This is a genomic window from Paenibacillus popilliae ATCC 14706 (assembly GCF_000315235.1).
Lineage (GTDB): Bacteria > Bacillota > Bacilli > Paenibacillales > Paenibacillaceae > Paenibacillus_B > Paenibacillus_B popilliae.
This window is the reverse complement of the sequence record NZ_BALG01000526.1, coordinates 1-26407: the sequence shown is the minus strand read 5'-3', so window position 1 is coordinate 26407 and position 26407 is coordinate 1. Positions and strand designations below refer to the sequence as shown.

General features: G+C 51.0%; 13 protein-coding genes, 1 pseudogene and 1 CRISPR repeat array. All 14 genes and pseudogenes read left to right on the top strand.

What is annotated here, in order from left to right; all coding sequences use genetic code 11:
• The first annotated feature begins 9 nt into the window (after positions 1-9).
• The 14 genes and pseudogenes from PPOP_RS19010 (at position 10) to PPOP_RS18950 (ending at position 25614) form a co-directional block, all read left to right on the top strand.
• Positions 10-7155 carry a non-ribosomal peptide synthetase gene (locus PPOP_RS19010; RefSeq protein ID WP_148278021.1) on the top strand — a complete coding sequence of 2382 codons (7146 nt, stop codon included), beginning with the start codon at positions 10-12 and terminating at the stop codon, positions 7153-7155.
• The gene (locus PPOP_RS19005; RefSeq protein WP_006288343.1) at positions 7155-9221 is read left to right on the top strand and encodes an amino acid adenylation domain-containing protein; all 2067 of its coding nucleotides are present in this window, start codon (positions 7155-7157) and stop codon (positions 9219-9221) included. Before PPOP_RS19010 ends, PPOP_RS19005 begins: the two co-directional genes overlap by 1 nt.
• Before the next feature lie 18 nt (positions 9222-9239).
• Positions 9240-10481, top strand: coding sequence for a cytochrome P450 (locus tag PPOP_RS19000; RefSeq protein WP_006288342.1), 1242 nt, complete (start codon positions 9240-9242; stop codon positions 10479-10481).
• Positions 10482-10488: 7 nt separating this feature from the next.
• Positions 10489-11250, top strand: a complete 762-nt coding sequence (locus PPOP_RS18995) for a thioesterase II family protein (RefSeq protein WP_006288341.1) — start codon at positions 10489-10491, stop codon at positions 11248-11250.
• A gap of 45 nt (positions 11251-11295) precedes the next feature.
• Positions 11296-12345, top strand: a complete 1050-nt coding sequence (gene ltaE, locus PPOP_RS18990) for a low-specificity L-threonine aldolase (protein WP_006288340.1) — start codon at positions 11296-11298, stop codon at positions 12343-12345.
• Positions 12346-12366: 21 nt separating this feature from the next.
• The gene (locus PPOP_RS18985) at positions 12367-17412 is read left to right on the top strand and encodes a non-ribosomal peptide synthetase (protein WP_006288339.1); all 5046 of its coding nucleotides are present in this window, start codon (positions 12367-12369) and stop codon (positions 17410-17412) included.
• 51 nt (positions 17413-17463) lie between these two features.
• Positions 17464-18498, top strand: coding sequence for a PLP-dependent cysteine synthase family protein (locus PPOP_RS18980; protein ID WP_093471128.1), 1035 nt, complete (start codon positions 17464-17466; stop codon positions 18496-18498).
• A gap of 37 nt (positions 18499-18535) precedes the next feature.
• Positions 18536-19714 carry an ATP-grasp domain-containing protein gene (locus PPOP_RS18975; protein WP_006288337.1) on the top strand — a complete coding sequence of 393 codons (1179 nt, stop codon included), beginning with the start codon at positions 18536-18538 and terminating at the stop codon, positions 19712-19714.
• Positions 19680-20993, top strand: a complete 1314-nt coding sequence (locus PPOP_RS18970) for an MFS transporter (RefSeq protein ID WP_234399910.1) — start codon at positions 19680-19682, stop codon at positions 20991-20993. Before PPOP_RS18975 ends, PPOP_RS18970 begins: the two co-directional genes overlap by 35 nt.
• A 22-nt stretch (positions 20994-21015) precedes the next feature.
• Complete coding sequence (blsG, locus tag PPOP_RS18965) at positions 21016-22128, top strand: arginine 2,3-aminomutase (protein WP_052516664.1); 1113 nt, start codon at positions 21016-21018, stop codon at positions 22126-22128.
• A 147-nt stretch (positions 22129-22275) separates the two neighbouring features.
• Positions 22276-22902, top strand: coding sequence for a FusB/FusC family EF-G-binding protein (locus tag PPOP_RS18960; protein WP_042230288.1), 627 nt, complete (start codon positions 22276-22278; stop codon positions 22900-22902).
• A 443-nt stretch (positions 22903-23345) separates the two neighbouring features.
• Positions 23346-24302: a CRISPR direct-repeat array (repeat unit 32 nt; unit sequence GTCGCATCCTATGTGGATGCGTGGATTGAAAT).
• Positions 24303-24747: 445 nt separating this feature from the next.
• Positions 24748-24864, top strand: a pseudogene (locus PPOP_RS22410) (RNA polymerase subunit sigma-70); the annotation flags it as partial.
• Between the two features lie 276 nt (positions 24865-25140).
• A complete protein-coding gene (locus tag PPOP_RS23635; protein WP_006288333.1) occupies positions 25141-25428 on the top strand; it encodes a hypothetical protein in 288 nt (95 codons plus the stop codon).
• A gap of 6 nt (positions 25429-25434) precedes the next feature.
• The gene (locus PPOP_RS18950; RefSeq protein WP_006288331.1) at positions 25435-25614 is read left to right on the top strand and encodes a hypothetical protein; all 180 of its coding nucleotides are present in this window, start codon (positions 25435-25437) and stop codon (positions 25612-25614) included.
• Positions 25615-26407: the final 793 nt, after the last annotated feature.

Sequence of the window (26407 nt, the reverse complement as noted above, 5' to 3'; positions counted from 1 at the left end):
ACTGACCCATTGAGTACACCGATTAGCAGTAACCATGATTTGTTTCCGGCGTCTTTTGCCCAGAGAAGAATATGGTTTGTACAGGAGACGATATCCGATCCTTCCGTCTATCATGTGCCGCTGCTGTATAAACTCGATGGGCCTGTCGATATCACCATGCTGCAGCAATCCGTTCATACGCTGGTGGAGCGGCATGAATCATTGCGCACGTATTTTGCGGTGGAAGACGATGACATGGTACAAGTTATTGTTCCGGAACTGGACGCTACCGTTTGTCATATTGAGCTATCCGCCGAAGCTGCCCTGCAGATCAATGACCGGATCATGGAGGATGTCCGCAGACCGTTTTCATTGGAGCAGGCCCCACTTTTCCGAATGGTGCTTTACTCCATTACTAAGCACGAACACTACCTGCTGATCAATATGCACCATATGATTACGGATGGCTGGTCCTGTTCCGTCTTCTTGCGGGAACTGAGCATGTTATACGCTGCGGCGCTGGAGGGAAGGGAGGCGAAGTTGCCGGAGCTGCCCATTCAGGTGGCTGACTTTTCCCAATGGCAAAGAGAGCGCTTGCAGGGTGAATGGTTAGAGAAGCAATTGCTTTTCTGGGAGCAGCATCTGGAAGGAGAGCTGCCTTGTTTGGATTTGCCTGTTGACCCGTCGCGGCCGCTTCTAAGCGACAACACAGGCGCTTGCTTCGACTTTTTCATCCCATTGGAGCTGTCCGAACGATTCGCACAGCTCTGCAGCAATAGCGGGACGACCCTTTTTATCGGTTTATTGGCCGTGTACCAATTGCTGCTGGCCCGTTATTCGGGACAGGATGATATTATTATCGGGACACCGATTGCGAATCGTCATCATATCGAGCTTGAGAACGTCATCGGGATGTTCGTAAATACGATGGCGCTGCGCACCTGCATGCAGCATAATCCCACGTTTCGGGAGATGCTGCAGCAGCTAAAAATGACGGCGCTCGAAGCTTACGAGCACCAGGATGTTCCTTTTGACCTGTTGGTAGAACGGCTTGCCCCCGAGAGAACCTTGGGGCAGACGCCGATCTTTCAGGCGATGTTCTCATTCCAGAACCATCCCAAGCTGGAACTGAACTTGCCTCATTTGGATATCCAACCGCTGGAATTGAATGTGGGGACCGCCAAATTTGAGCTTTATCTGGACATGGCGGAAACCTCTAACGGCTGGCATGGCATATTTGAATATCAACAGCGTTTGTATGATCGCGATCTGATTGCGCAGCTATCCGCACATTTTATCGGCTTGATGGAACGCATTTTAGAGGATATGGATCAACGGATCTGGCAGATTCCTTTTGTCCGCGAGCAAGAGAAGCGGTCCAAACATCAGCAGCTGCATCCGCAAGCCGGCACCGCTTTTCACCATCAGAATGCGACATGCTGTCATCACAGATTTGAAAGCTTGGCTGCTTCGATTCCGGATGCCACGGCTATTCGCTATCATGGCGATGGCGAGTCGCTTACCTATTCTGAACTCAACCAAAGAGCCAATAGAATGGCGTGGCATTTGCGGAAGCAGGGCATAGGTCCCGACACGCCTGTAGCAATATGGCTTGACCGCTCCCTGGATTTGATTGTCGGCATGTTAGCCATTTGGAAGGCAGGTGGTTGCTGCGTTGCCTTGAATCCCGCTGATCCTGCGGAGAGAAACAGCTCCCTGCTGCAAACTGCCGAGGTATCCTGCATTGTTACCAACGAGGCCCAGCAACGACAACTTCCGCAAGGGGGCCATACGGTGCTTTGCATGGAGCAGAGCTGGCCTTTGGAGGCGCAAGATGGCAATCCGGAGTCGCAGGTAGCCCTGCATCATGGAGCATATCTATATGTGACTTCCGATGCGTCCGGTGCATCTGAAGCTGTCGTCGTGCCCCATTACAGGCTGATGCGGTTATTCGAATCGGCAGCCGGAACGTTTCATTTCGATAACAACGATGTGTGGACTTTGCTGCATTCGTTGGACAGTGAGTTAGCTGCATGGGAAATATTGTGTCCACTCCTTTACGGCGGAAAACTGGTGATCATGCCAAGCTGGATCGCGGATCATCCTAACTATTTGCATGAGCTGCTGGTGAAGGAAAAGGTAACTATGCTTACGCTGACCGCTGCTTCGTTCTTTTCATGGATCGGGATGAATGAAGTGGAAATGAAGGACAAGCTTGCCCTTCGAACCATTTTTATCAAAGGAAAAATAGTAGCCGTGCCCTCCCTGGAGCAATGGTTTACGCGTAATGCCCGCTCACGCCCGCAGCTTGTTCAAATATACGGCGTTACCGAGCTGGGAGGCGCCGTTAGCTGCCGGATCATTCAGGCAGGCGGCAACGAATGCACAAGACTTGATCGGCGGATTGGCTTTGCTTTGGAAGGACGAACGATTTTTATTTTGGATGCCAACGGTGAAGTCGTGCCCATGGGCGCAGCGGGGACGATGCATGTGAGTGAGCCGGATACGGAGCATGCAAGCTTGTATCATGCCAAGCGGCGCGCTAGGCGCTGGAGCTATCATTCGATTACGGACGAGGCTGGGGTCTGGCTTTACCGGACTGACGATATCGGCCGTTATTTGCCTACTGGCGAGATCGAGTATCTGCGCAGCTTGAGGAACTGCGCGGAGCTTGGCGGGTTTGGCGTCGAACTTGAAGAAATACGAAGCGCTTGCCTTGAACACAGCCTGATTCGGGATGTCGCTGTGCAGGCATGCAGGGATGAGCATGGCGTTGAATATGTGATGGCTTATCTCGTTGCCGAGACTGGACAGACGGCACCCGTCTATAAGGTTCAGCATTTTCTGCGGGACAAGCTCCCGGAATATATGATTCCGCCCACGATGCATTGGGTGAATAGCCTCCCGCGTCGGGCAAATGGGGAGATTGAGTACGGGCATCTCCAGCGGCAAACGGAGCACAAAGCAAAGCAGTCATCCTATATGCCTCCTTCCACCCGAATGGAGGAGATGCTGGTAAGCATTTGGGAGCGTGTCCTGGAAATCCAACACATCAGTGTGAAGGACAACTACTTTGTGTGCGGGGGAGACTCCATTCGCATGCTGTCAATGATTGCCCTCGCGAAGGAGTCGAATCTGCAGTTTGGCATTCGGGATTTGCTATCCTACCAGACTATTCGGGAGCTTGCGCCGCATGTCCACATAAAGCGGGAGCTGCCGCAGGCTCCTGACGGAAGATTTGATCTGGTCCCTACTACAGACCGGGCCAACCTGCCTGAAGATGCAGAGGATGCTTATCCGCTGACTCAACTGCAGCAAGGCATGCTGTTCCAGAGCGAATGGTATCCCGAATCCAGGCTGTACCATGACCTGATTCCGTTTTCCATCCGCGGCCCCTTCCATAAAGAGGTGTGGGAGCAAGCCTTTCAGCTGTTGATTGGACGTCATCCCATATTACGCACCACATTTGACCTTTCCAATTACAGCATTCCTCTACAATTGGTGCATGCCATAGGGAAGCTGCCTATCAAGTATTTCCAGGTAAGCGATATGGATCCTGAGCAGCAGCAAGCATGGCTGCAGGAATGGGTGGGGCAGGAAATGAACACCCCTTTTGATTGGAGTCAGTCGCTGTTCCGCGTCCATATTCATCAGCGCGCGGAGGATTGGATGCAACTGTTTGTGTCGATGCATCATTCCCTTCTGGATGGTTGGAGTGTAGCTCATTTTACGGCGGAGTTATTTGCAACGGTTGATCGCATGCTTCAAAATCAGGCATTGGAGAATACTTCGCCATTGCAGTCCACATTCAAGCAATATGTCAGAGAAGAAGGGAATGCGTTGCAATCCCGAGAGCACAAGCAATACTGGCAGAGGCAACTGCGGGGATTTTCCCGTATTCGGCTGCCTCAATGGGAGCAGGGTGCCCCCATGCCGCCGGACATGCAACTCAAGGACGTCGAGATTTCCCCGTCCCTGTCGCGAGCCGTGCAGGATGTAGCGCAGAGGACGCTCATTCCGGTTAAAAGCTGGCTGCTAGCTGTCCATATGCAAATCTTAAAAATGGTAACCAATCAGCGGGACATTACGACAGGGGTATTGTTTCATGGCCGCCTTGAACAGAAGGACGGGGATCGTGCCCTGGGCTTGTTCTTGAATACATTGCCCTTCCGCATGCAGCTGGATGGAGGAAGCTGGATGCACATCGCGGAAAGGGCGTGGGAAAAAGAACAGGAAATGCTGCAATATCGCCGCTATCCTATGGCGCAAATTCAACAGGATACCGGAAGCGGAAGACTGTTTGAGACGTTCTTTAACTTCACTCATTTCTATGTGTCTGAACAGAAATTGAATTCTTATGCAAAATTGCGCATTGATGAGGAACGGGGGCAGGCAGATAACAGTTTCCCATTCGGAGCCGAATTTTCGCTAGATGGAGAAAGCGGTGCGTTAAAATTGGCGATCCGTTGGGATCAAGCTCTGTATTGCGAAGCGCAAATAAAACGGACGGCCGGATATTATCAGAAGGCGCTGGAAGCTATCGCTTACCATACCAATGAAGTTGCAGACCACACTTTCTTGCTCTCTGCGCAAGAGCTGCACGACATGGCGCAATGGAATCAAACGTCAACACATTTTCCTGAAGTTCATCTGCTGCACAAGTTGTTCGAGCAGCAAGTGGAGAGAACGCCTGACCACCTGGCTCTGATCTATCAGGAGCAGCGGTTAACCTACCGCGACTGCAATGAAAAGGCGAACCGGATGGCCCATTATTTGCGCAGGCATGGGCTGGGGCCGGACGTAAAAGCAGGAATTTGCCTGGAGAGGTCCATCGAGCTGGTCACGGGCTTGATCGGCATCGTAAAGGCGGGTGGCGCCTATGTTCCGATTCATCCGCATCATCCGGCAGCCTTCGTTCATGAACTGCTTCGCGATGCAGAGCTGGGCCTTGTCGTAACGAGCGCAAAGTGGGCTTCGTTATTTGCGGGCTATGAGGGCGTAGTCCTGTATATGGAACGGATGTGTGAGGGTTTGGCTGCTGAGCCTGTTACGAACATCAATGGTTCGTGCCGCCCGGAACAGCTTGCTTATATGATGTATACGTCCGGCTCTACCGGAAAGCCCAAGGGAGTATTAATCGAGCATAAGGCCATTGCCAATCGTCTGCTCTGGATGCAGCGCAAGTATCGGTTGAACGGGATGGATCGGGTCCTGCAAAAAACGCCGTTTACATTCGACGTCTCGGTATGGGAATTGTTCTGGCCATTGATCGCGGGAGCCGGGCTCGTCATTGCAGAGCCTGAAGGGCATAAGGACCCGGAATATCTGATCAAGGTCATTCGAGAAGAACGCATTACAACCATTCATTTTGTGCCTTCCATGCTTCATGCTTTTCTGGCACAAACCGAAGTCGAGCAGTGCACGCCCCTGAAGAGGGTCATCTGTAGCGGAGAAGCGCTGTCTCCAGCGCTGAAGCAGCTGTTTTTCGAAAAATTGTCTTGTGAATTGCATAATCTGTACGGACCTACCGAGGCTGCTGTTGATGTGACCAGTTGGGAATGCGGACGGGAAGATGCCCATGTACCGATCGGCTATCCGATTGCCAACACCTATATCCGGCTGCTGAATGAACAGATGCAACCGGTGCCTGTCGGTGTGCCTGGCGAGCTGTATATTGGCGGTGTCTGCCTAGCCCGCGGCTATCATAACCGTCCGGATCTGAACGCCGAGAGGTTCATCGCGGACCCGTTCAGTGATGACCCGGATGCCCGTCTGTATAAAACGGGAGATGAAGCCAGATATCTTCCACACGGTGCTATCGAATACATTGGCCGTCTCGATCAGCAGGTAAAAATACGCGGTCACCGCGTCGAGTTGGGCGACATCGAGGCAAGGCTGGCAGGGCATCCCGATATCGCAGCATGCGCGGTATATGCAACCGAGGACCATCAGCAACAGTTGCAAATCGTTGCCTGTATCGTCAAAAGAAAGCTAGATAGGCACATGGCCGTTAAGGAGTTGTACGACTTCCTGAAAAATCGCATGCCTGAATACATGATCCCTGCCCGCTGGATGTTTATCCAGGAGATGCCGCTAACCGCGAGCGGGAAATTAGATCGGAAAGCTCTTCCACAGCTTGATAGGAGCGATGGTGCAGCGCAGAAATCCCTATTCCAGCCGCCAACCGATCAGCGGCAGCAAAAATTGTCGGACATCTGGGAACAGGTCCTTCAGGTATCTGCCCCCAGCATCAAGGACTCGTTCTTTCATTTGGGAGGAAATTCGCTGCTTGCCATTCAGCTCATGGCAAGGGTGGAGCAGGAGTTCACCCGCAAATTACCTGTATCCTCCCTATTGGAGTACGATACGATTGAACGGCTGGCAGGGTTGCTGAGCAAGGACCAGGCAGAGGGGCAGAAGCCGTCGGCCCTTGTCGCTTTGAGCACCTCAGGCTCACATCCGCCTCTATTTTGCATTCACCCTGTAGGCGGGAGCGTCGTATGCTACAACGCTTTTCCACAGGCTTTAGGGGGAGATCGGCCTGTTTATGCCATCCAGGCTGAACAGATAAGCGGGATGAGCGACTGTCCACCTTCCTCGATCAAGGAGATGGCACATCAATATATTCGACGAATAAGGACGGTACAGCCAAAGGGGCCTTATTCCTTGTTAGGCTGGTCGTACGGCGGCATTGTTGCACATGAAATGGCTTGCGAGTTCCGGAAGGCAGGACAAGCCGTTGGCATGCTGGTGCTGCTGGATGCAAGGCTCAGGCCCCAGACCGAAGACGAACCTGAGTTTTCGGAGAACGAATGGAAGGAGCATTTCCTGCATGATTTTGCAGGCGTGCAGAGGATGGGGGAGGTGTCCGACAAGCGAGCAGAGGCCTGGAGTCCCGGAGAGGATGGTCTTCATCACTTCTACAACATCTTTAAAGCCAATTTTAAGGCGATGTACGAGCATGTTCCCCAATGGTTTGACGGAACGCTAGTCTGGTTCAGGGCCAAGGAGGAGGAAGAGGCCTTGACCCTGGATCTTGACTGGAGCAACTATGCCAAGCAAGTCGATAGCATCCTGCTTGACGGAGACCACTATTCCATCATGAGTGCCCCGAACGTCGGGAGGATCGCAGCTTATCTGAAATCCGATAACCATGAAGCGAAGGAGTCGGTCTGATGTCAGTCCAATTGCGGTATAAAACGCTTATAAATAGCGAGGGACAATATTCCATTTGGCCTGCAGCAGAAGACAATGCTTACGGCTGGCATAGTACGGGCTATGAGGGAACGCTCGAAGAATGTCTGGAGGAGATCGGCAGCGTCTGGAAGGATATGCGACGAGTAAGCCGGCAACAGAGGCTTTCAAATCCCTGTGGGCCGATGAATGCGGTAGCGGTTCACGCCGACTCGGGGCATAGGATGCCAGAGCAATCCTGGTGCGGAAGCGTTAAGCCCTTGATGCCTCCCGCCTGCATTCATCACCTGTTTCAACATCATGTGCATGCAACGCCTGATGCCATTGCTTTGAGCTATGCTTCCAAGCACATGACGTACCGCGAAGTGGATGAAGCGGCGGAGGCGCTGGCGAATCGATTGGCGCAATTCCAGGTTGGTCCTGACCGTATCGTGATGGTACTGGCAGAGCGATCCTTAGAACTGGTCATTTCTCTATTAGGCATCTTGAAGGCAGGAGGCTGCTATCTGTCGTTGGAGACGACAATCCCGCAGGCCAGGCAGGATGTTATCCTTAAGGATGCTGCGCCTTGTCTCGTCCTTACCCAACACCGCTTCAGGGAGCGTTTTGTGGATCCATCCGTTCCTGTGCTGCTGCTGGATCGCGAACAGGAAACGTTCGCCCTGGCTCCTTGCAGAGGCAACGTGGAAGTGACGCCGGAGCATTTGGCTTATATCAGCTATACATCAGGCTCAACGGGCACACCGAAAGGCGTGTGTGTACCGCATCGGGCAGTTGCTCGTCTGGTCGATAACACCAAAGACTTCTCTTTTACACCAGAAGATGTATTTCTGCTTATTTCTCCTGTGGCCTTTGACGCCTCGACGTTCGAAATTTGGGCCCCGCTCACCAATGGCGGGCGGCTGGTCATTTACGATTGCGGGATGATTCGGCCGGATGTGCTGTCCGCAACTATCCAAGCGGAAGGGGTAACGACCTTATGGCTGACGGCCGGACTTTTTCAAGTGATGGTGAACTCCTATCTTGCTGCCTTTCAGGGACTGAAGCATGTCATCGCAGGCGGGGATGTGATTTCTCCTGCACACCTTGAACTACTTCTGAGCGCGCATCCGCATCTGACGTTTACCAATGGTTACGGTCCAACCGAAAACACGACCTTCTCCACCTGCTGGACCACCAACACGATGACCTCTCACCCTACCGTCCCTATCGGCTCGCCCATCAATGGAACATGGATTATGATCTCTGATTCGAATCTGAATCCGATGCCTGTAGGGCAGGAAGGGGAACTGTATGTTGCCGGAGCGGGGTTAGCGAGCGGGTATCTCAATAACCCGGCAGAGACGGCGAGCAAGTTCATTCCGAATCCGTGGAGCAAGGTGCCGGGAGCTCGCATGCTGAGAACAGGGGACCTTGCTCGCTGGCTTGAAGACGGCAGCGTGGAGTTTATGGGCCGGGTGGACAGGCAGGTCAAGATTCAAGGCTACCGAGTGGAGCCGGATGATATCGAGACGGTGATCACCCAATATGGAGAGATACAGGCTGCCGTAGTCGTGACACAGGAGGACGGCTTCGGGAACAAGCGCCTGCTTGCGTACGTGGTAACCACAGGTTCCGTGGCTAGCGAAGCGGACATCGTAATGGGCTTGCACGCTTACCTGTGCCAGCACCTGCCTCCCTATATGATCCCTTGGGCCATGATGCCCATTGCGGAAATGCCGTTAACACCGAACGGGAAGGTAGACCGCAACCAATTGCCTGCAGCTGTGCGCTCGCCTCGCAGATTGAGCACTCCTTATGTTGCGCCGCGGAATGCCATGGAATCCGATCTTGCCAGACTGTGGGGAGAGAACTTGTCGGTGGAGCCTGTCGGCATCCATGACCATTTTTTCTCGCTTGGCGGCAATTCACTTCTCCTGTCTGAACTTATCGTCCACATGGAGAGTATGCTGGGAACGGCCATACCGGCCCGCTTCCTTTACCTGAAGCCAACGGTTGCCAAGCTGGCCGCTATGATGGAGGACAGCAACAGGGTTGCCAAAGTCTAACCAAGGAGGAGAGGACAAATGCCAACAACCAATGCCATGGATTCATCGCTTGTGAATATAGCGGAAGTCAATTTATTGGACCCGAAGTTATACAGCCATGGAGAGCCTTATGTCATATGGGACGCCATGCGGCGCCATGCGCCCGTCCATTGGCAGCAGGTCAACGAAGAGCTGGGATTTTGGTCGGTTACCAAATATAAGGATGCAGTGCAGGTCTTGAAGGACTACGACACCTTCACCTCCGAACAGGGCAGCTTGCTGAATTTGCTGGGGACGAAGGACCCTGCGGGTGGAAAGCAAATGGCGGTTACGGACCCGCCGCGCCATACCCACATCCGGCGCCCGCTGCAGCGCGGCTTCCATCACAACCTGGTGGAGAAGCACGAGGAACAGAACCGCAAGGCAATCCGCAGGCTGCTGTCTCCTTGCCTGGAGCCGAACGGGGTTGACTTTGCCCGGGCCATGTTTGCGATGTCGATTGCGGTAAGTGGTTGCATTCTGGAGCTGCCAGAGGCGGATTGGCCGCTGCTGACTCGGCTTACTACGATGGCGATTGCTCCCGATGATGAAGAATACGTATTGCCGGAGGGCAGCACAGCGACGTTGCAACGAGCGCACCGGGAGCTTTTCGCCTACTTTTTGGACATCATGAGCCAGCGCCGTCGTTCTCTAGGCGAAGACTTGCTCAGTATTCTGATAAATGTGGAGGTGGATGGAGCCAAGTTAGATACGGGAGCGGTTATTTCCAACTGCTACAGCATTTTGTTGGGAGCAGCAGCGACTACACCGCATGCCGCCAGCCTGTCTTTTTTGGAGCTGATCAAGACGGATTTATACCGGGAGTTTGCTGCACATCCGGAATGTATGGACAGCGGGGTGGAAGAGGCATTTCGCTGGTCGTCTCCAGCCAGCCATTTCATGAGATACGCTACGCGGGATACCGAGATCAGAGGCATACCCATTAAAAAAGGAGATGCGGTCGTCGTGTGGATCGGCTCCGCCAATCGGGATGCGGACATTTTTCCTGATCCGTACACATTCGATTTTCGGCGAACACCCAATCCCCATATTGCATTTGGAAGCGGACCCCATTTTTGCATTGGATATAAAACCGCGAAGCAAACGCTGACCATGCTGTATGAGGAGCTGTTTGCGCATTACGAAGGCTTTGAAATCATAGGCCCTGTTGACTATTTGGGCTCCAATTTTATTAGCGGCATCAAGCATTTGCCCGTTCGCGGGCATGTGCGAACATCGTAAGGAGTGGATGGACTTGGAATACGTTGATGAGGCAACGGAAATTCAAACCAATCCCTGGCTTCTCAGAGCGCCTTCTCCATTCGCCAAGGCACGCTTGTTCTGCATTCCTTATTCTGGATGCGGGGCAAGTATGTACCGCTATTGGCCTGAATTCATTGGCAAGATCGAGGTATGTCCGATCCAACTGCCCGGTCGCGAGAACAGGTTTCATGAACCGACCTATTCCTCTTATGAGCATTTGGCGGAAAGCCTGAACGAAGCGCTGCTGCCCTATATGGATCGTCCTTTTGCCTTTTTTGGTCACTGCGGGTCTGCTTTGCCAAGCTATGAGGCCTCCATCCAGCTGATACAGCAAGGAGGGCCGGTGCCATCGCACTTGTTTATATCGTCGCAGGTGGCTCCGCATCAGGGACCTTATGGCAGATTTCTGGCATTGGACGACCGTGAGCTGGCGGCTGAAATTGAATTATTAATCACGAAAATGGGGGGGACGCCTCTGCCCGACATGATTGCGCTGAATACCGGGATCATGCGCTCGGATTTGGAAGCAAACCGGCGCTATAAGCAGATGAGCCCCGCTTGCCTTCCATTCCCCATAACAGCCATCGGGTGGAACGGGGACAAAGAAGTGGATCCGTTATTGTTAAGCGGCTGGAGCGAATACGGGCAGGCTGCTTTCAAGGTACTGGATGGAGATCATCATCATTTCCTTCAGGCGCCGCTGGAGCTTTTATCCACCATTGCTGAAGCGATGAGGCCCTATATGTAGCATATATCAATTGGATTATCATGTTTTTATTTTGGAGGAAATGGTATGTCTGATCTTACGAAGATTGAACTGCGCAGCGATACCTTCACTCTGCCTACTCCTGAAATGCTGGAAGCCATGGTCCATGCCGAGCTGGGGGATGATGTCTACGGGGAAGACGTTACCGTAAAGAAGCTGGAAGCCAAGGCAGCGGAGATGCTGGGGAAGGAAGCGGCTATTTTCATGCCCAGTGGAACAATGGCGAACCTTGCTGCGATGATGGCCCATTGCCCCCGCGGCTCGAAGGTATTGGTTGGCGATGAGTCGGATATTTACATTTATGAGGCGGCGGGAGCGACGGTATGCGGGGGAATCATGTATGAACCGATTCGGACCCAGGCGGATGGCCGTCTTGATCTGGAGGATTTGCATAGAGCCGTGCCTCGTGACCGAACAGACCCGCAATTCGCATGGCCTGGGCTCCTCTGTCTGGAAAATCCGTATAATCGGATGGGAGGCCGGGTATTGCCGCTTTCCTACTTGGAAGAAATCCGAGCTTTTGCCAGCGAGCAGCAAATTCCTGTACATATGGATGGCGCCCGCATTTGGAATGCTTCGGTAGCTATGGGAGTTCCGGCAGCAGGGATTGCGGAATACGCCGATTCGCTGCAGTTTTGTCTTTCTAAAGGGCTGTCCGCACCGATCGGCTCGATAGTTGTTGGCCGCGAGGCTTTTATTCAAAAGGTATACCGGATTCGAAAAATGCTTGGCGGCGGGATGCGGCAGGCGGGTGTGCTTGCAGCGGCAGGCTTGGTTTCCTTGAACAACATGATAACGCGACTGGGGGAAGATCATGCGAATGCAAAACATCTGGCGCTAGGGCTATCGAATATTCCCGGCATCGCTTGTGATCACCATACTGTGGAAACCAATATTGTATTTTTTCGCGTAATCGATTCGCGGTTTACGTGGGAGAGCGTAGTAGAGAAATTACAGCAAAAGGGCGTGAATGTCGATGAACTCGGGCATGGCCGCATCCGCGCGGTGACTCATGCGGGAGTCAGCACCCGGCAGATCGAGCAGGCATTGCAAATAATCAAAGATACGCTTGCATGAACACGTAAGGGAGGGGATGGCTTGAATTTTCCGGATGCTTGCCTTCATGAGCTTTTCGATCAGCAGGTGGAGCGGACGCCGCAGCATACTGCCGTCATCATGAAGGATGTACGCCTTACTTATGAGGAATTACAGCGGCAGTCCAACCGGTTTGGACATTATTTAATCCAGAAAGGGACAACGCCGGATATGCCGGTAGGTGTGTGCATGAATCGCTCATTGGAGCTGATTGTTGTGCTGCTCGGGATACTCAAGGCAGGAGGCGCTTATGTGCCGCTGGATACGGAAGCCCCATGTTCTCGCAACGAGCGGATACTGAAGGACGTTGGCGCCCGCATCTGTGTAACGGAGCGGGATGCTTGGCCCGATGCTCCATGCATAGCTGCCGAGGTGCTTGTTTATCCAACATTGTCCGCGGAGCTGATGCGTTTGCCTGACAGCACCCCACGCAGCGGGGTTCAGCCCGGTCATCTTGTCTCCGTATATTATACTTCAGGCTCTACCGGCAAACCGAAGGGTGTGGCGAATATGCATCAAGGCTGGGCGAGTGCCATCCAATCGATGCAGCATGCCCTGCAGCTACAGCCCGGAGAGACGATACTGCAGAAGACGACATTAACCTTTGACGATGCGGCTCTGGAAATTTTTTGGCCTTTGCTTACCGGTGGCAGAGTTGCCCTGCTTGATCCGGGGCTGCATCGGGACCCTGAAGCGATGATTGATGCGGCCATTCGCTATGATGTTGCTTTTCTGGTGCTTGTCTCAAGCATGCTTGGCCGCATATTGGATGTCGTCACACCAGAGCAAGCCCAGCGGATGACGCACTTGAGAGGCTGCTTCGGGGGCGGGGAGGCATTGCCTGCGCCGTTGGGACGCCGATATAGGCAGCACAAGCTGCCGGGAGCCTTATACAATCTGTGGGGTGCCACGGAAGTATCCATTGGTTCGACGCTGCATCGCTGTACGGAAAAAGACTTCGCAGTGGATGGCCAGATAAGTATCGGGCAGCCTTTCATCAACAGCCGGGTATATATTCTGGATCAGAGCCTGCAGAAGGTAGCCGTCGGGGTTACAGGCGACCTGTATGTTGCGGGCAAAGGCGTAGCGAGAGGATATATCCATGATCCTGAGCGCACACGCACCTGTTTCACTGAAGATCCGTTTGTGCCGGGCGAACGCATGTATCGAACAGGAGATCAAGCCTATTTTCACGAGGATGGGAGCATCCAGTTTGTAGGGCGGTCGGATCATCAGGTCAAAATTCGGGGAATTCGCGTAGAGCTTGGCGAGATTGAGGCTGCGTTGGCAGCCGACGCCGACATTAAAGAAGCAGCGGTAGTCCTTCGGGAAGACATCCCGAGCATCCAGCGCCTGACCGGTTATGTCGTATTGTACCCCGAGCGGCCAAAGACCCCGGGGCAAATAAAGGCACAATTGCAGCAGAGGCTGCCTGCTTATATGATTCCGCATGATATTATGCTGCTGGACGAGCTGCCTTTGAACAGCAACAGCAAGCTTGACAGGCTTGCCTTGCCTGTGCCCGTGCCTGTTCATCGTGATACCCAAGCCGATAGGGCACCGCACACGCCGCTGGAGGTCTTTTTGGCGGAAACGTTCGCGGACGTGCTTCAATTCGAGCAGGTGGGAAGGACGGATGACTTTTTTGAAATGGGTGGAGATTCCATTTCCGCATCGAGGGTCATTTCCGTGCTTCGCTCTTGTATGGATGCTGCTCTGCCCTTGACCTTGATCTTTGACAAAAGAAATGTGAAAGATTTGGCCCAGCATTTAGCGGCAAGGGGATACCGCGGCGAGAGCTTGCACAGACGACCTTTGTTTGCGCCGAACAAACCGGACGTGCAAGCGGCGGAGATGTCTTTTGCGCAGGAGCGATTATGGTTTGTTCAGCAAATGGACCCGCATGATCCGGTTTATAATGAGCCTTTAGCCTATCGGATTGAAGGCAGACTGGACATACAGGCGCTACGATCCGCTCTAAGCGAGCTGGTTAAGCGGCATGAGGCGCTGAGGACCACGTTTACGATTATCAATGACCAGCCTGCACCCAGGATCGCCGATCGGCTTGCACTTCATGTGCCTGTCATCCATCTGGCAACAGAGAGGGGCGATGATCCGGAAGCGCTTGTTCAGCGAAGGCTGACCGAGGAGGCCCGCAAGCCTTTTGATCTGGAACAGGGGCCATTAATCAGAACGGTTTTATTCAGCTTGAACGAGGAAAACTGGATTCTTTTTATCAATATGCATCATATCATTACCGACGCATGGTCGAATGTGATTTTCCTAGAAGAGCTGAACCTTCTGTATACGGCCTATTCGAGGAACAGACCCAACCCGCTGCTGGAGCTTCCCTTTCCGTACTCCGACTATGCTTCTTGGCATAAGGACTGGGTTCAGAGGGATGGCCTGCAGGAGCAGCTTGCTTTCTGGAAAAACGAATTGTCAGGAGAGCTGCCGATGTTGCCGTTGCCGACAGATTATCCAAGACCGTCGGTTCAAACCTATGAAGGAGATAAACTCCATTTTACGTTGTCTGCGGCGTGGATGTCGCGCATTCAGGGGCTGAGCCGGTTTGCAGAAGCATCGGTATACATGATATTGCAGGCTGCCTTTCGCATTTTGCTCCATCGGTATTCCGGTCAGCAGGATATCATTGTAGGCTCGCCCATCGCGAACCGGAACCATTACGGACTGGATAAGATCATGGGCTGTTTCGTAAACACGGTGGCCATCCGCAGCCAATTTCAGGGGAACGACAGTTTTTTGGCCTATCTGCAACAGGTCAAAGCGCGCTGCCTTACCGTTTATGAACACCAGGACTTCCCGTTCGAATTTGTAGTCAGGGAGCTGCAGCCACACAGAAATCATGCCTATGCTCCGATCGTCCAAGTCATGTTTGCTTACCAAAATAAGCTGGAGGAGTTGCTGGAGCTTGGTGATCTTGCTGTGCATTCGATCGATGTCAACAGCAAGACATCGCGCTATGACCTTACGCTATTTTGTAAAGAAACGGCCGCGGGTCATTTGTCGGGTACGTTCGAGTTCAATACCCGTTTATTCAGGAAGGCAACGATTGAGCGGATGCTTGGAAGCTTTACAGCCTTGTTAGACGCTATGTTAAGCCAGCCTGAACAGATCATAGCCAAGCTGCCGCTGCTACCGTTAGATGAGCAGCAGCGCATCTTGTTTGCATGGAATGATACCTTTGCGGCTTTTCCTTCCGAGCTATGCCTGCATGAACTGTTCGAACGTCAGGTGCAGGAGACGCCCAAGCTTATAGCGGCAGTTTATCAGGGGCAGGAAATGACTTACGAAGAGCTGGAGCAGCGCTCAAATCAGTTGGCTCACCATCTTCTGCTGCACAATCGAGGCGAAAAGAACGTTGTCGGTGTATGTGTGGATCGCTCTCTGGAGCTTGTGATCAGCCTTATGGCGATTTTGAAAGCAGGAGCTGCCTTCGTGCCCATAGACATGGAGTTGCCGCCTAACCGAATGTATCACATCCTGCAGGATGCCGATGTGAAGGTATGTCTTGCTCAAAAGCATGTAAGACAGAAGCTGATGCCGGATGGAGTTTCCTTGGTATGTCTCGATTCGGATGGGGATCGCATCGGACGATACCCGTCAAGCAGGCCCGAACGCAGCGCAACAGCCGCTTCGCCTGTCTCGATTTATTATACCTCGGGATCTACCGGCAAGCCGAAGGGGGTCATCAATTTACACCGCGGCTGGGTCAACCGAATGTGCTGGATGCAGAAGCATGTCCAACTGAAGCCAGGGGAGACCGTTCTGCAGAAAACAACGTTAACCTTCGACGACGCGGCAGTGGAATTATTCTGGACATTGATGTGCGGTGGCCGCGTGGCGCTGCTGGAGCCAGGCTTGCACCGCGATCCCCGCTCGATAATTCAGGCATGCATTCAGTATGAAGCCGTTCATGTCCAGTTTGTGCCAAGCATGCTGAATCTGGTGCTGGACGAGATCACGCCGGAGGATCTGCGGCAGCTTCACAAGCTTCGCAGCACGATCTCATCCGGTGAAGCACTGACGGCCAACCTCGTTACACGTGGCTTCGCCAAGCTGCCAGGGACGCTAACGAATACGTGGGGAGCAACGGAGGTTTCCATTGATTCGACGTTCCATGTCGCTGCTTGGGAAGACATGGAGGCCGAGGGAGCGGTATGTATTGGACGGCCAATTGACAATAACCGATGCTATGTGCTGGATGAATATCTCCAGCCGGTTCCGCCCGGAGTGACGGGCAACCTGTACGTTGCCGGCGTAGGTCTTGCTCAAGGCTATCTGAATCTGCCGGAGAGGACGGCCCAGGCGTTTATTCCCGACCCATTCATTCCAGAGGAACGGATGTACCGCACAGGCGACCTTGGCTTCTATCGTTCGGATGGTTCGCTGCAGTTTATGGGCCGTGCTGATCATCAGGTGAAAATCCGGGGAATGCGGGTGGAATTGGGCGAGATTGAAGCGATTCTACTCCAGCATGGAAATGTAAAAGAAGCGGTCGTTATCGTTGATGAGGATACGCCAAGCGTCAAACGGCTTGTCGCTTATGTAGTGCCACTGAAATCCGGCACCAAGTTGAGCGAGGAGCTGCGCCAACTGGCGAAGGACATGCTGCCGGAGTATATGGTGCCTTCGTTTATCCTGCTGCTTGAGCGGATGCCTTTGACTGCGCACGGAAAGGTGGACCGGAGCCAGCTTGTCAAGCCGGAGCGAATCCAGCATGATACCGCTGCCAGCTTCGTCCAGCCTCAGACGCAGATGGAGGAGTACCTTGCCGGGATATGGCGGGAGCTGCTGAACATGGAGCACATCGGTATCCAGGATCATTTCTTTGATCTGGGGGGACATTCCTTGCTTGCTACGCAAATCGTATCCCGGATTCGCCGCCAATTGGAGCTTGAGGTTCCTTTGCGCGACGTGCTGCTTTATCCGACCATTCAGCAGTTGGCTTCCAAGGTGGAGGAGCTTTTGTATGAAAAAATGGAGCAGATGAGCGATGAGGAAGTCGAGGCTTTGCTGAAATCGTAACCAGCCGTCCATGGCATGACCAGAATACGGATGCTTGAAGGGGGCAGCCACTTGATTTGCAAAAATATGATGGAGGCCATAGGGAATACGCCATTGGTGCAATTAAACCTAAATCGTGGTGGAGGCGGAAAGGTATATGCCAAGCTTGAAATGCAAAATCCGTTTGGCATGAAGGATCGCGTGGCCAAGCATATGATTGTGGAAGCAAAACGTACCGGCCAATTGAAGGATGGAGATTCCATTATTGAAAGCTCATCCGGAACGATGGCTTGCGGCGTGGCTCTAGTTGGAACCTGTCTGGGGCACGAAGTTCATATTGTTACCGATCCTCGGATCGACCCGATTACACTAGCTAAGCTGACCGCGTTAGGCTGCAACATGTACATCGTGGATCGAATGGGCGCCCATGGTTGGCAAAGCGCGCGCCTGAAGCGCCTCTACGAGTTGATAGATGAACTTCCGGGCGTGTATTGGCCCAGACAATATGACAACCCGGATAATCCGGCTGCTTACGATGCGCTTGCCCATGAGGTCATGAATGAGCTTGGACGTGTAGACTTCCTTGTAGCCTCTGTCGGGAGCGGAGGATCAATGACAGGCACGGCCCGCGCTCTGAAACGATATTATCCGAATCTGAAGGTGATCGCGGTAGATTGCATAGGAAGTGTTATTTTTGGTCAGCCCGACAGACCTGAACGATTGCAAGGTGGACTCGGTAATTCTCTTATTGCCCCCAATGTGGACCATGCGCTTGTGGATGAGGTTCACTGGCTCAACGATGAGGAAGCCTTTGCCGCAACGCTTGCATTGGCCAAAGAGCAGCAGATTTTCGCCGGCAATTCCTCAGGCTCGGTCTATGCCGTAGCCAAATGGGTCAAGTCCTGCGTCCCTCAGGGAACTACGATTTTAGCCATTTTCCCTGATCGGGGGGATCGCTATGTCAATACCATCTATAACAAGCACTATCGAGTGGACAAGGAAATCGACGGCCTTCGCTTGCCCGAGGAGCCGCAATGGGTACCCTATCAGACGGTCGTAACCTCGTGGTCCTACGCTAGGCTTTCAGGAGTGATGCATTCTGTCTAGACTGCTTTTTATTGAGGCGAATACAACAGGTACGGGCATGATCGCATTGGCCCGCGCGGCTGCTTGGGGACTCAACCCGATATTTTATACGAATCATCCCGGCAGGTACTCCGGCTTAGCGGACACGGGGTGTCAGGTTCACGTTTGTGATACGAACGATCCGTATCACCTACAGCAGCACATCAGGGACACGATCGATGCGCAGGACATCCAGGGCATTGCGACAACAAGCGAATTTTACCTGGAGCAGGTAGCCGCATTAACAGCACAGTACCAGCTCCCCGGCAATCCCATTGAGGTGGTCCGCAAGGTACGCAATAAAGCTGAGACACGCCGGGTACTCGCCCAAGCTGGCATTCTTCAGCCCCAATTTGGGGTGGTTCGCCATGAATCGGAGCTGGATGCGGCGATCCGAAGCGTTGGTCTTCCTTGTGTCGTCAAGCCGACCGATGATAGCGGTTCGAATGAAGTCCGTCTCTGCTCAAGCCCGGAAATGGCGGCACAGCAAATGACGAATATCCTTCGACATCAAGTCAATGTGCGCGGGCAAGCCACGTCGGGAGCCGTTCTTGTCGAGGAATACGTGCAGGCACCGGAATTTAGCGTCGAGACGATAAGCTGGCAAGGCAAGGCAGAGGTTATTGGCATTACCCAAAAATCACTTGCGGGCCTTCCTTTTTTCGTGGAAGCCGGACATCTGTTTCCGGCGCTGTTGAGCAAGGAGCAGTCCCATGCCATTATCCAAGCCGTCCTGCATGCCCTTGAGGCCGTCGGCTTCCGCAATGGGGCTGCCCATACGGAGGTCAAATGGACCGCACAAGGCTGCTCGATCATTGAGATTAACGGTCGTCTGGCGGGCGGGATGATTCCTGAGCTGATTCGTCTGACTACAGGAGTGGATCTGCTGGAGCAGCAACTATTATGCGCTTTTCGCGGGCCTACGGTTCAACATGTAACGTACAAGGGTACAGCGGGAATCCGATTTCTGATATCAGATACCGTTGGGCAGGTCACTCACATTACCGGCATGGACCAGGCCGTTCAAATGCACAATGTGAAGGACGTGAAGGTTAACGTTCTTCCAGGGTGTCATGTATCTCCTCCGCAAAACGCGTATCAGCGTCTAGGCTATGTGATTGCGCATGGAGGCACATGCGAAGAAACGGTTCAATCTCTTGATCATGCTGTTCAACAAATTCAAATTATCGCAAAGTAATGAAAGCCAGGAGGACCTCGTGCGTACAATTTCGCTTGGATTATTAAAACAGCCCGATTTCAGGAATTTCTGGCTGGGTCACACGGTTTCATCATTTGGCGTTCAGATTACGACCGTAGCGATTCCGTTAATTGCAGCCCTGACATTGGAAGCTTCTGCGCTTGAAATGGGAATTTTGACCGCGGTTGAATTTTTGCCGTTTTTGCTGATCAGCTTGTTTGTTGGGGTATGGGTCGACCGCAAGCCGAAGCGTCCGATGATGATCGGATCCGATATCATGCGCGCAGTCGTATTGATCGCCATCCCCATCGGCCTATTGCTGGATGTATTAACGATGCCTATCCTTTACGTCATCGCGGCATTGGTAGGCATAAATACGGTTATTTTTGAAATTGCACATGTTTCTTATTTGCCTACGGTTGTCAAAAATGATGAGCTGGTTGAAGGCAACAGTAAACTGGAATTCAGCAGCTCGAGCGCTACGGTCGTGGGACAGAGTATCGGTGGGGCGCTGATTCAGGTGTTTTCAGCTCCCTTATCCATTTTGTTTAATGTCGGTACCTATTTATTGTCCGCATTGTACCTGGCCTTCATCAAGAAGCAGGAAGAGCCGATCGAGGTTCCCGAGGGAACGAAGCAAAATATGTGGGCGGATATTCGCGAAGGAACTACATTCGTTTTTCAGAATCATGTTCTTCGTCCCATTCTGTTCGGAACCGTCATTTTCAACCTGTTTACCTATGTGATCGAACCCATTTTTATTCTATATATTACACGAACCTTGGCACTGGCCCCCATATATATCGGCTTGATTTTTTCGATGTCCGGCGTAGGGGCGTTGCTGGGAGCCATTATGGCAGGGCCTATGGTGAGGAGACTGGGGATCGGTAAAACACTTGTGTTTTCTTTGTTTTTGGCGGGCTTCGTATCCTTGATTATTCCTGTTGCTACCCTATTGCCTACCCTGCCGGCTGTCATGCTAATTATGGCAATGTACATGATTGATGCGGCGATGGTCATTGTGTACAACATTAATCAGCGCAGCTTGAGACAAGCCATTACCCCACAACATCTGCAGGGAAGAATGAATGCCTGTATCCGCATGTTCGGGATGGGGGTTGTCCCGATCGGTGCGATACTTGGTGGATGGCTGGGAGACATCATGGGCACAACGCCAACTTTGATTGTTGGTGCCATCGGCTTGATGAGCTCTTCCATTTTTATTATTTTCTCTTCCGTACGGACGATATCACAGCCCACAGCGGCAGAAGGTAAATAAATATTCTAAAGGAGGAATGAGTATGCGTGGAAATTGGGACTGGAATAACTGGAAAGCACAATTCCGCAATCGAATTCAGACGGTTGAGGCTTTAAAAGAATTTATCCAAGTAAGTCCTGAAGAGGAAAAGGCGATTAAAAATAGTGAGGGACTTTATCGTTGGGCAGTTACTCCGTATTATGCTTCGTTGATGGACCCAACGGACCCCAATTGTCCCATCCGCTTGCAAGCGCTGCCTACCACCGAAGAACTGATGCCCAATCGGTACTCTGACGTAGATCCGGTAGGAGATATGAAATATCGGGTCACCAACCGCATCATTCATAAATATCCGGATCGAATCGTTATGCTGGTTACAGAGCAGTGCTCTGTATATTGCAGGCATTGTACACGCAAATATCACACGACCGATGTAAACGGAACATATTTTGCAAGGCAAGAAGCGGAGTCCTTTGAGGAAGAATTTAAATATATTGAACAACATCCCGAAATACGCGATGTTCTATTGACTGGCGGCGATCCGCTGACCTACTCTGATGAGCGTCTGGAGCACATCATTGCGCGGCTACGAAGCATTCCTCACGTCGAGATGATAAGAATCGGGACAAGGTATCCGGTGCTTCTGCCTCAGCGCATTACCAAACCATTTTGCGAAATGCTGGAGAAGTATCATCCAATCTGGTTGAATACGCATTTTAATCATCCTAAAGAAATTACGGAGGAGTCGGCAAGCGCATGCAACCTCCTGTTAAAGCATGGCGTTCCGGTGCAAAATCAATCCGTTCTGCTTAAAGGCATCAATGATGATCTGGAGACCATGAAGGAGCTGCTTCATGGTCTGTTGAAAATCCGGGTACGGCCGTATTATCTCTATCATTGCGACAACGTGACGGGGGTTTCTCATTTTATGACCTCATTGGAAAAAGGAATTGAAATTTTGCGCGGCCTTGTGGGTCATACGACCGGATTTGCCATACCAACGTATGTGCTTACAACAATCAATGGAAAAATCCCGATCTCTATCGATACGATTGTAGATTACTCGGAGCAAGGATTAACCCTCCAGAGCTATGAAGGCAAGGCAACCTTCATTCCCTATCTCCGGCTTCAGGAAGCCGTCCATTCAAAAATGTAAGCAGCGTTCAAGCCGCTCAATACCCGTGAGGATTTGAGCGGCAGCTTATTGATGAGTTTTGGAGAAAACCAAGCTGTTAGGTCCTGTCTTCAAAAAGGTTTTATGTGCTGTATGTAAATTACCAACTTTGTCCGGGAGGGTTGTTTGGTGTTGTTCATAAAACCGCATGAACTGAATTTTATCCGTAAGCAGCTAAATTATTTAATTCAAACGGTTTATTTCGTTGGAGACTACAGAACGTTACGGGCCACAGAGGAAGAGGTTGAATACAAGATCGGGGAGGTCATTCGTCATTTGGATCCCGAGATAAGAAATCTGTTTACAAACATTAGGCGATTTCGTGGCCAGGATGAAGTCATTCATCTACTTGAATCATTGTCACCCTATGTCGAGAAATTCCCGAACATGACAACCAAACAGGTGCGACAGCTTTTTCCACGGGTTAAATCATTTTGTATTCCGGACTTTGAAAAGCTTGCAGATGTAACTTTGGCGTATTTGGGGTGGAAGGATATTTCAACGAATTCGCTGTACCTTATTTACCATGAGGATGGGAAGCTATACACTGTTGAATGCCGATATACACCGCTCTCAGGAAGGAAAACGTGCTTTTGCTGCTTGTGCAATCAAAGCCGTACAGGCAGCCAGATAGGGCTGGTCACCACCAAGCGAAGAAAGGAGTTGGTAACCGGAAACTATATGTGCCTTAATAGTCAACAATGCAATAATGATATAACGGATATTCATAAACTTAAAGAGTTTTTGGTTGTATAGTCAGCGAATTTCAAAATGAACGACACGCAAACTGTGAATATGAGCTCAACATCGTCATGGAAATGCTAAAAACCAATATGATCAACTACGTGTTTCTCACGTGATGTAGATATTTGCTGGGAACAACAGCAGTGGCAAAAGTACGATCCGAAATGTGATGGTAGACAGGTTCGATATCAGCAACCTGCTCGGTGCTACAGATCTATCCTTTTTTGCCTGGATTATAGCTTTAAAAACAAAGTTGATCGTATTGGTGTGTAAGAGTATAATCTAGTGCGAATGTATAGTGCACATAAAATCCCCGGGGGATTCGCACCATGATTTTTACATTTTATGGTAAAATATATTCTGTGGTGGTACTTTTCGAGATTCATTTTCTAGCTATTTTGGTGAATTGAATCCTATCAATAACGAAATGTGGATTATTACAATCATTTTTCGCCGTCGCATCCTATGTGGATGCGTGGATTGAAATCGAATAGGAAGCTTATATGGGTATCGACGCCAACGTCGCATCCTATGTGGATGCGTGGATTGAAATTTACACGAGCTCTGCCATCTGCTCCGCCATGCTGGTCGCATCCTATGTGGATGCGTGGATTGAAATAATGGGGAAAAATATCGCAAAATGTCGCTACGGTGTCGCATCCTATGTGGATGCGTGGATTGAAATAACAACGCAAACGCGAATTAAAGGCTCGTATGGATGTCGCATCCTATGTGGATGCGTGGATTGAAATATTTTCTCCCCGTCAATTGCCTCGACAATGGCGGGTCGCATCCTATGTGGATGCGTGGATTGAAATGATCTTAGTCTTTGGGAGTCCAACATCAATTAGGGTCGCATCCTATGTGGATGCGTGGATTGAAATACCTGTACCCAAACCCACAATTGATTTCTCTTATGTCGCATCCTATGTGGATGCGTGGATTGAAATAGCGCCGCCATCTAGCGTTAATTTGGGGTATGTGTCGCATCCTATGTGGATGCGTGGATTGAAATCAGGGACCCGGCTCCGCAGATGCCTCCGGAGACAGTCGCATCCTATGTGGATGCGTGGATTGAAATGCCGCATCCGCGATAAATTCGCGGTCACGCTTGCGTCGCATCCTATGTGGATGCGTGGATTGAAATGTACGATAAGAATTTGAGTCTCTACCGTGGTTCCTGTCGCATCCTATGTGGATGCGTGGATTGAAATCACCGTAACCGTGGTCGTATTTGCCCCCCACGTCGTCGCATCCTATGTGGATGCGTGGATTGAAATATTCCATTGACGAGGCAATTACCAACGCATATAGGGTCGCATCCTATGTGGATGCGTGGATTGAAATCTCCGCAATGTTGCTGCTGTGCTAATTTACATTGTCGCATCCTATATGGATGCGTGTATTGAAATAACGATTTCGCATCCCAGTTTTTTTAGATAGTGAAGTCGCATCCTATATGGATGCGTATTGAAATGGGGATGCCTTTATTGCCCCAGCAGGGATGGCTGTCGCACCCTGCACGGAAGGGAAGCACGAAGTAAAAAACGGCTATGCTTGCAGGAGAAGTTACTCACAATGTCAGCGGCTCCCCAATGCTACACCCGTAAAATGGCCTTTCCTTCCTTTCAACTACGAAACAACAACAGGTTATCACTCTATCCACATATCCAACGATCACCTTCGGAAACTCCCTCCAGCCAAAAATACAATAACAGCTTTCCCCGTACATGCACTTCTGGGCCATCGCCTACATACAATGTATCACTGCCAGGATTCGGCTCGCCGCGGAGAGATACCACTAGGCGCAAGATGTAGGAATAGAACGTTGTTAGACTCCTGGTGGTGGCTAGCTTAATGGGTTTATTTGTTGCAATCGCTGTTTTTATCAAGCAATTGACGCTCCTTGTATCCTACGTGAAGAACAATGCGTTTCCGCAACCGTTGGCGGAAGAGGATGAGATGAAGCATTTGTAGCGGATAGGATTTAGTTTCGTACCGGTTAGAGAAACGCTTTTGATGGGAGTGGTATCTGTGGAAAAGGTTTGTTGAGGCGAATCCGGAACTGAAGGCTTTGATTGAACAAAGCCGGAAAGGGTACAAGCTAGGTCAAGCCATGAGCACCTCGGACATGCTGAAGTCCTTTTCTTCCGAGGCTTTCGATAATGAATCGTATCATTTAATGGTGTCCGGCGGTAAGAAACAAACTTGCCCAGTTTCGGAGCGAGCACTACTCCCTTGAGGAAACATTTGATTTTCATTCTTGAAACAGAGTCCCTTCTCTCCAATCCGATCCTAAGTAAAGCTTATACGGAGAAAGCTGGTCCTTATGCAGGCATGTCCCGCATCGTTATTAAGAGGATTAGGATCTACTTCGAGCAGCTTGATAATGACGTTTTGATTGTTGCTGTCTTGTTTCCAGGTGAGAAAATAAAGATGATGGCAGGCAGAAAATCCACTTCCATTGTAGGCCTGTCTGGGATTAATGCCAGACTCAAAATTGTGCAGGGAAAACCAAGAGATGAAGATGGATGGTGACGACCGATGACGAATCGTATTCAAGATTTGCAAAAGCTTATTAAGCTCACAGGTGAACGGGCCAAGCTTGATGCCAAAGCGAATGGAACCTATATTGTTTATCAACTGGGAAAGGGACAGATAGTCAAGGAATATGTAAATGGTGTAATCGAACCGCTCGAAAATTCAGAGGCTCAGCATGAATAGAGCTGCTGCCATGATGGTTGTGTTTCAGGCATAATGGCAGTGGCAAAAGTACCATCCGTAATTTGATCGTGGACAAGCTTGGCATTAGCGTCAATATTGATCCCGATTCTTTGGCTCGTAAGATATTAATCCCACCGCCCCGGATCGTCGCAAAGTTTCAGCCGGCAAAGAGGAGATTCAACTTGCGCGAGAATGCATCGTTCATGAGCGAGACTTCTCGGTCGAAACAACTTTGACTGGAGGAAATGTAATTCGACTCATGCTAATCAATGATATTGTAAATTTACAGACGGACAAACCCCGGAGCAATCCGAGGCCACTGAAAAAGTCCCGTTCATTAGGGAAAGGTACAATCACTCATGAAAAACGAGGAGATTGTACCTTTTTCTGTATAATAGAAGCATAACATGTGAGCGGCTGAATCCAATGATACAACAACAGACACTGATCGTGAGTCCATATATCGAACTTTATAACATGATCATTTCTAAGGATAATATGCTTCGTTAAATCAATGAACTTGTTGACTTTTCTTTTGTGTATAAAGAATAAAAGAGCGTTACTGTTTCAGGCCTGTTGATTAACCAAATTACCCCATATCAAAATAATCGGGATTCTCCTAATAGAATACAATGAATCCGTAACTGCCACTCAACGGGAAGCGAACAGAAAACAAGTAATCGGGCAAACCGGGCAAACCGGGCAAACCGGGCAAACCGGGCAAACGAAAGAACGGCATGCCGAGGCAAGCCGGTGCTCGTAACATCATACAGCCATTTGAGAAGAACATAGG

What these genes read in the sequence shown, in the direction of transcription:
- PPOP_RS18975 (WP_006288337.1), top strand. Translation starts at nt 18,536, where the DNA reads ATGATCGCATTGGCCCGCGCGGCTGCTTGGGGACTCAACCCGATATTT.
- PPOP_RS19000 (WP_006288342.1), top strand. Translation starts at nt 9,240, where the DNA reads ATGCCAACAACCAATGCCATGGATTCATCGCTTGTGAATATAGCGGAA.
- ltaE (WP_006288340.1), top strand. Translation starts at nt 11,296, where the DNA reads ATGTCTGATCTTACGAAGATTGAACTGCGCAGCGATACCTTCACTCTG.
- PPOP_RS18970 (WP_234399910.1), top strand. Translation starts at nt 19,680, where the DNA reads ATGCTGTTCAACAAATTCAAATTATCGCAAAGTAATGAAAGCCAGGAG.
- PPOP_RS19005 (WP_006288343.1), top strand. Translation starts at nt 7,155, where the DNA reads ATGTCAGTCCAATTGCGGTATAAAACGCTTATAAATAGCGAGGGACAA.
- blsG (WP_052516664.1), top strand. Translation starts at nt 21,016, where the DNA reads ATGCGTGGAAATTGGGACTGGAATAACTGGAAAGCACAATTCCGCAAT.
- PPOP_RS18950 (WP_006288331.1), top strand. Translation starts at nt 25,435, where the DNA reads ATGACGAATCGTATTCAAGATTTGCAAAAGCTTATTAAGCTCACAGGT.
- PPOP_RS18995 (WP_006288341.1), top strand. Translation starts at nt 10,489, where the DNA reads ATGGACTTGGAATACGTTGATGAGGCAACGGAAATTCAAACCAATCCC.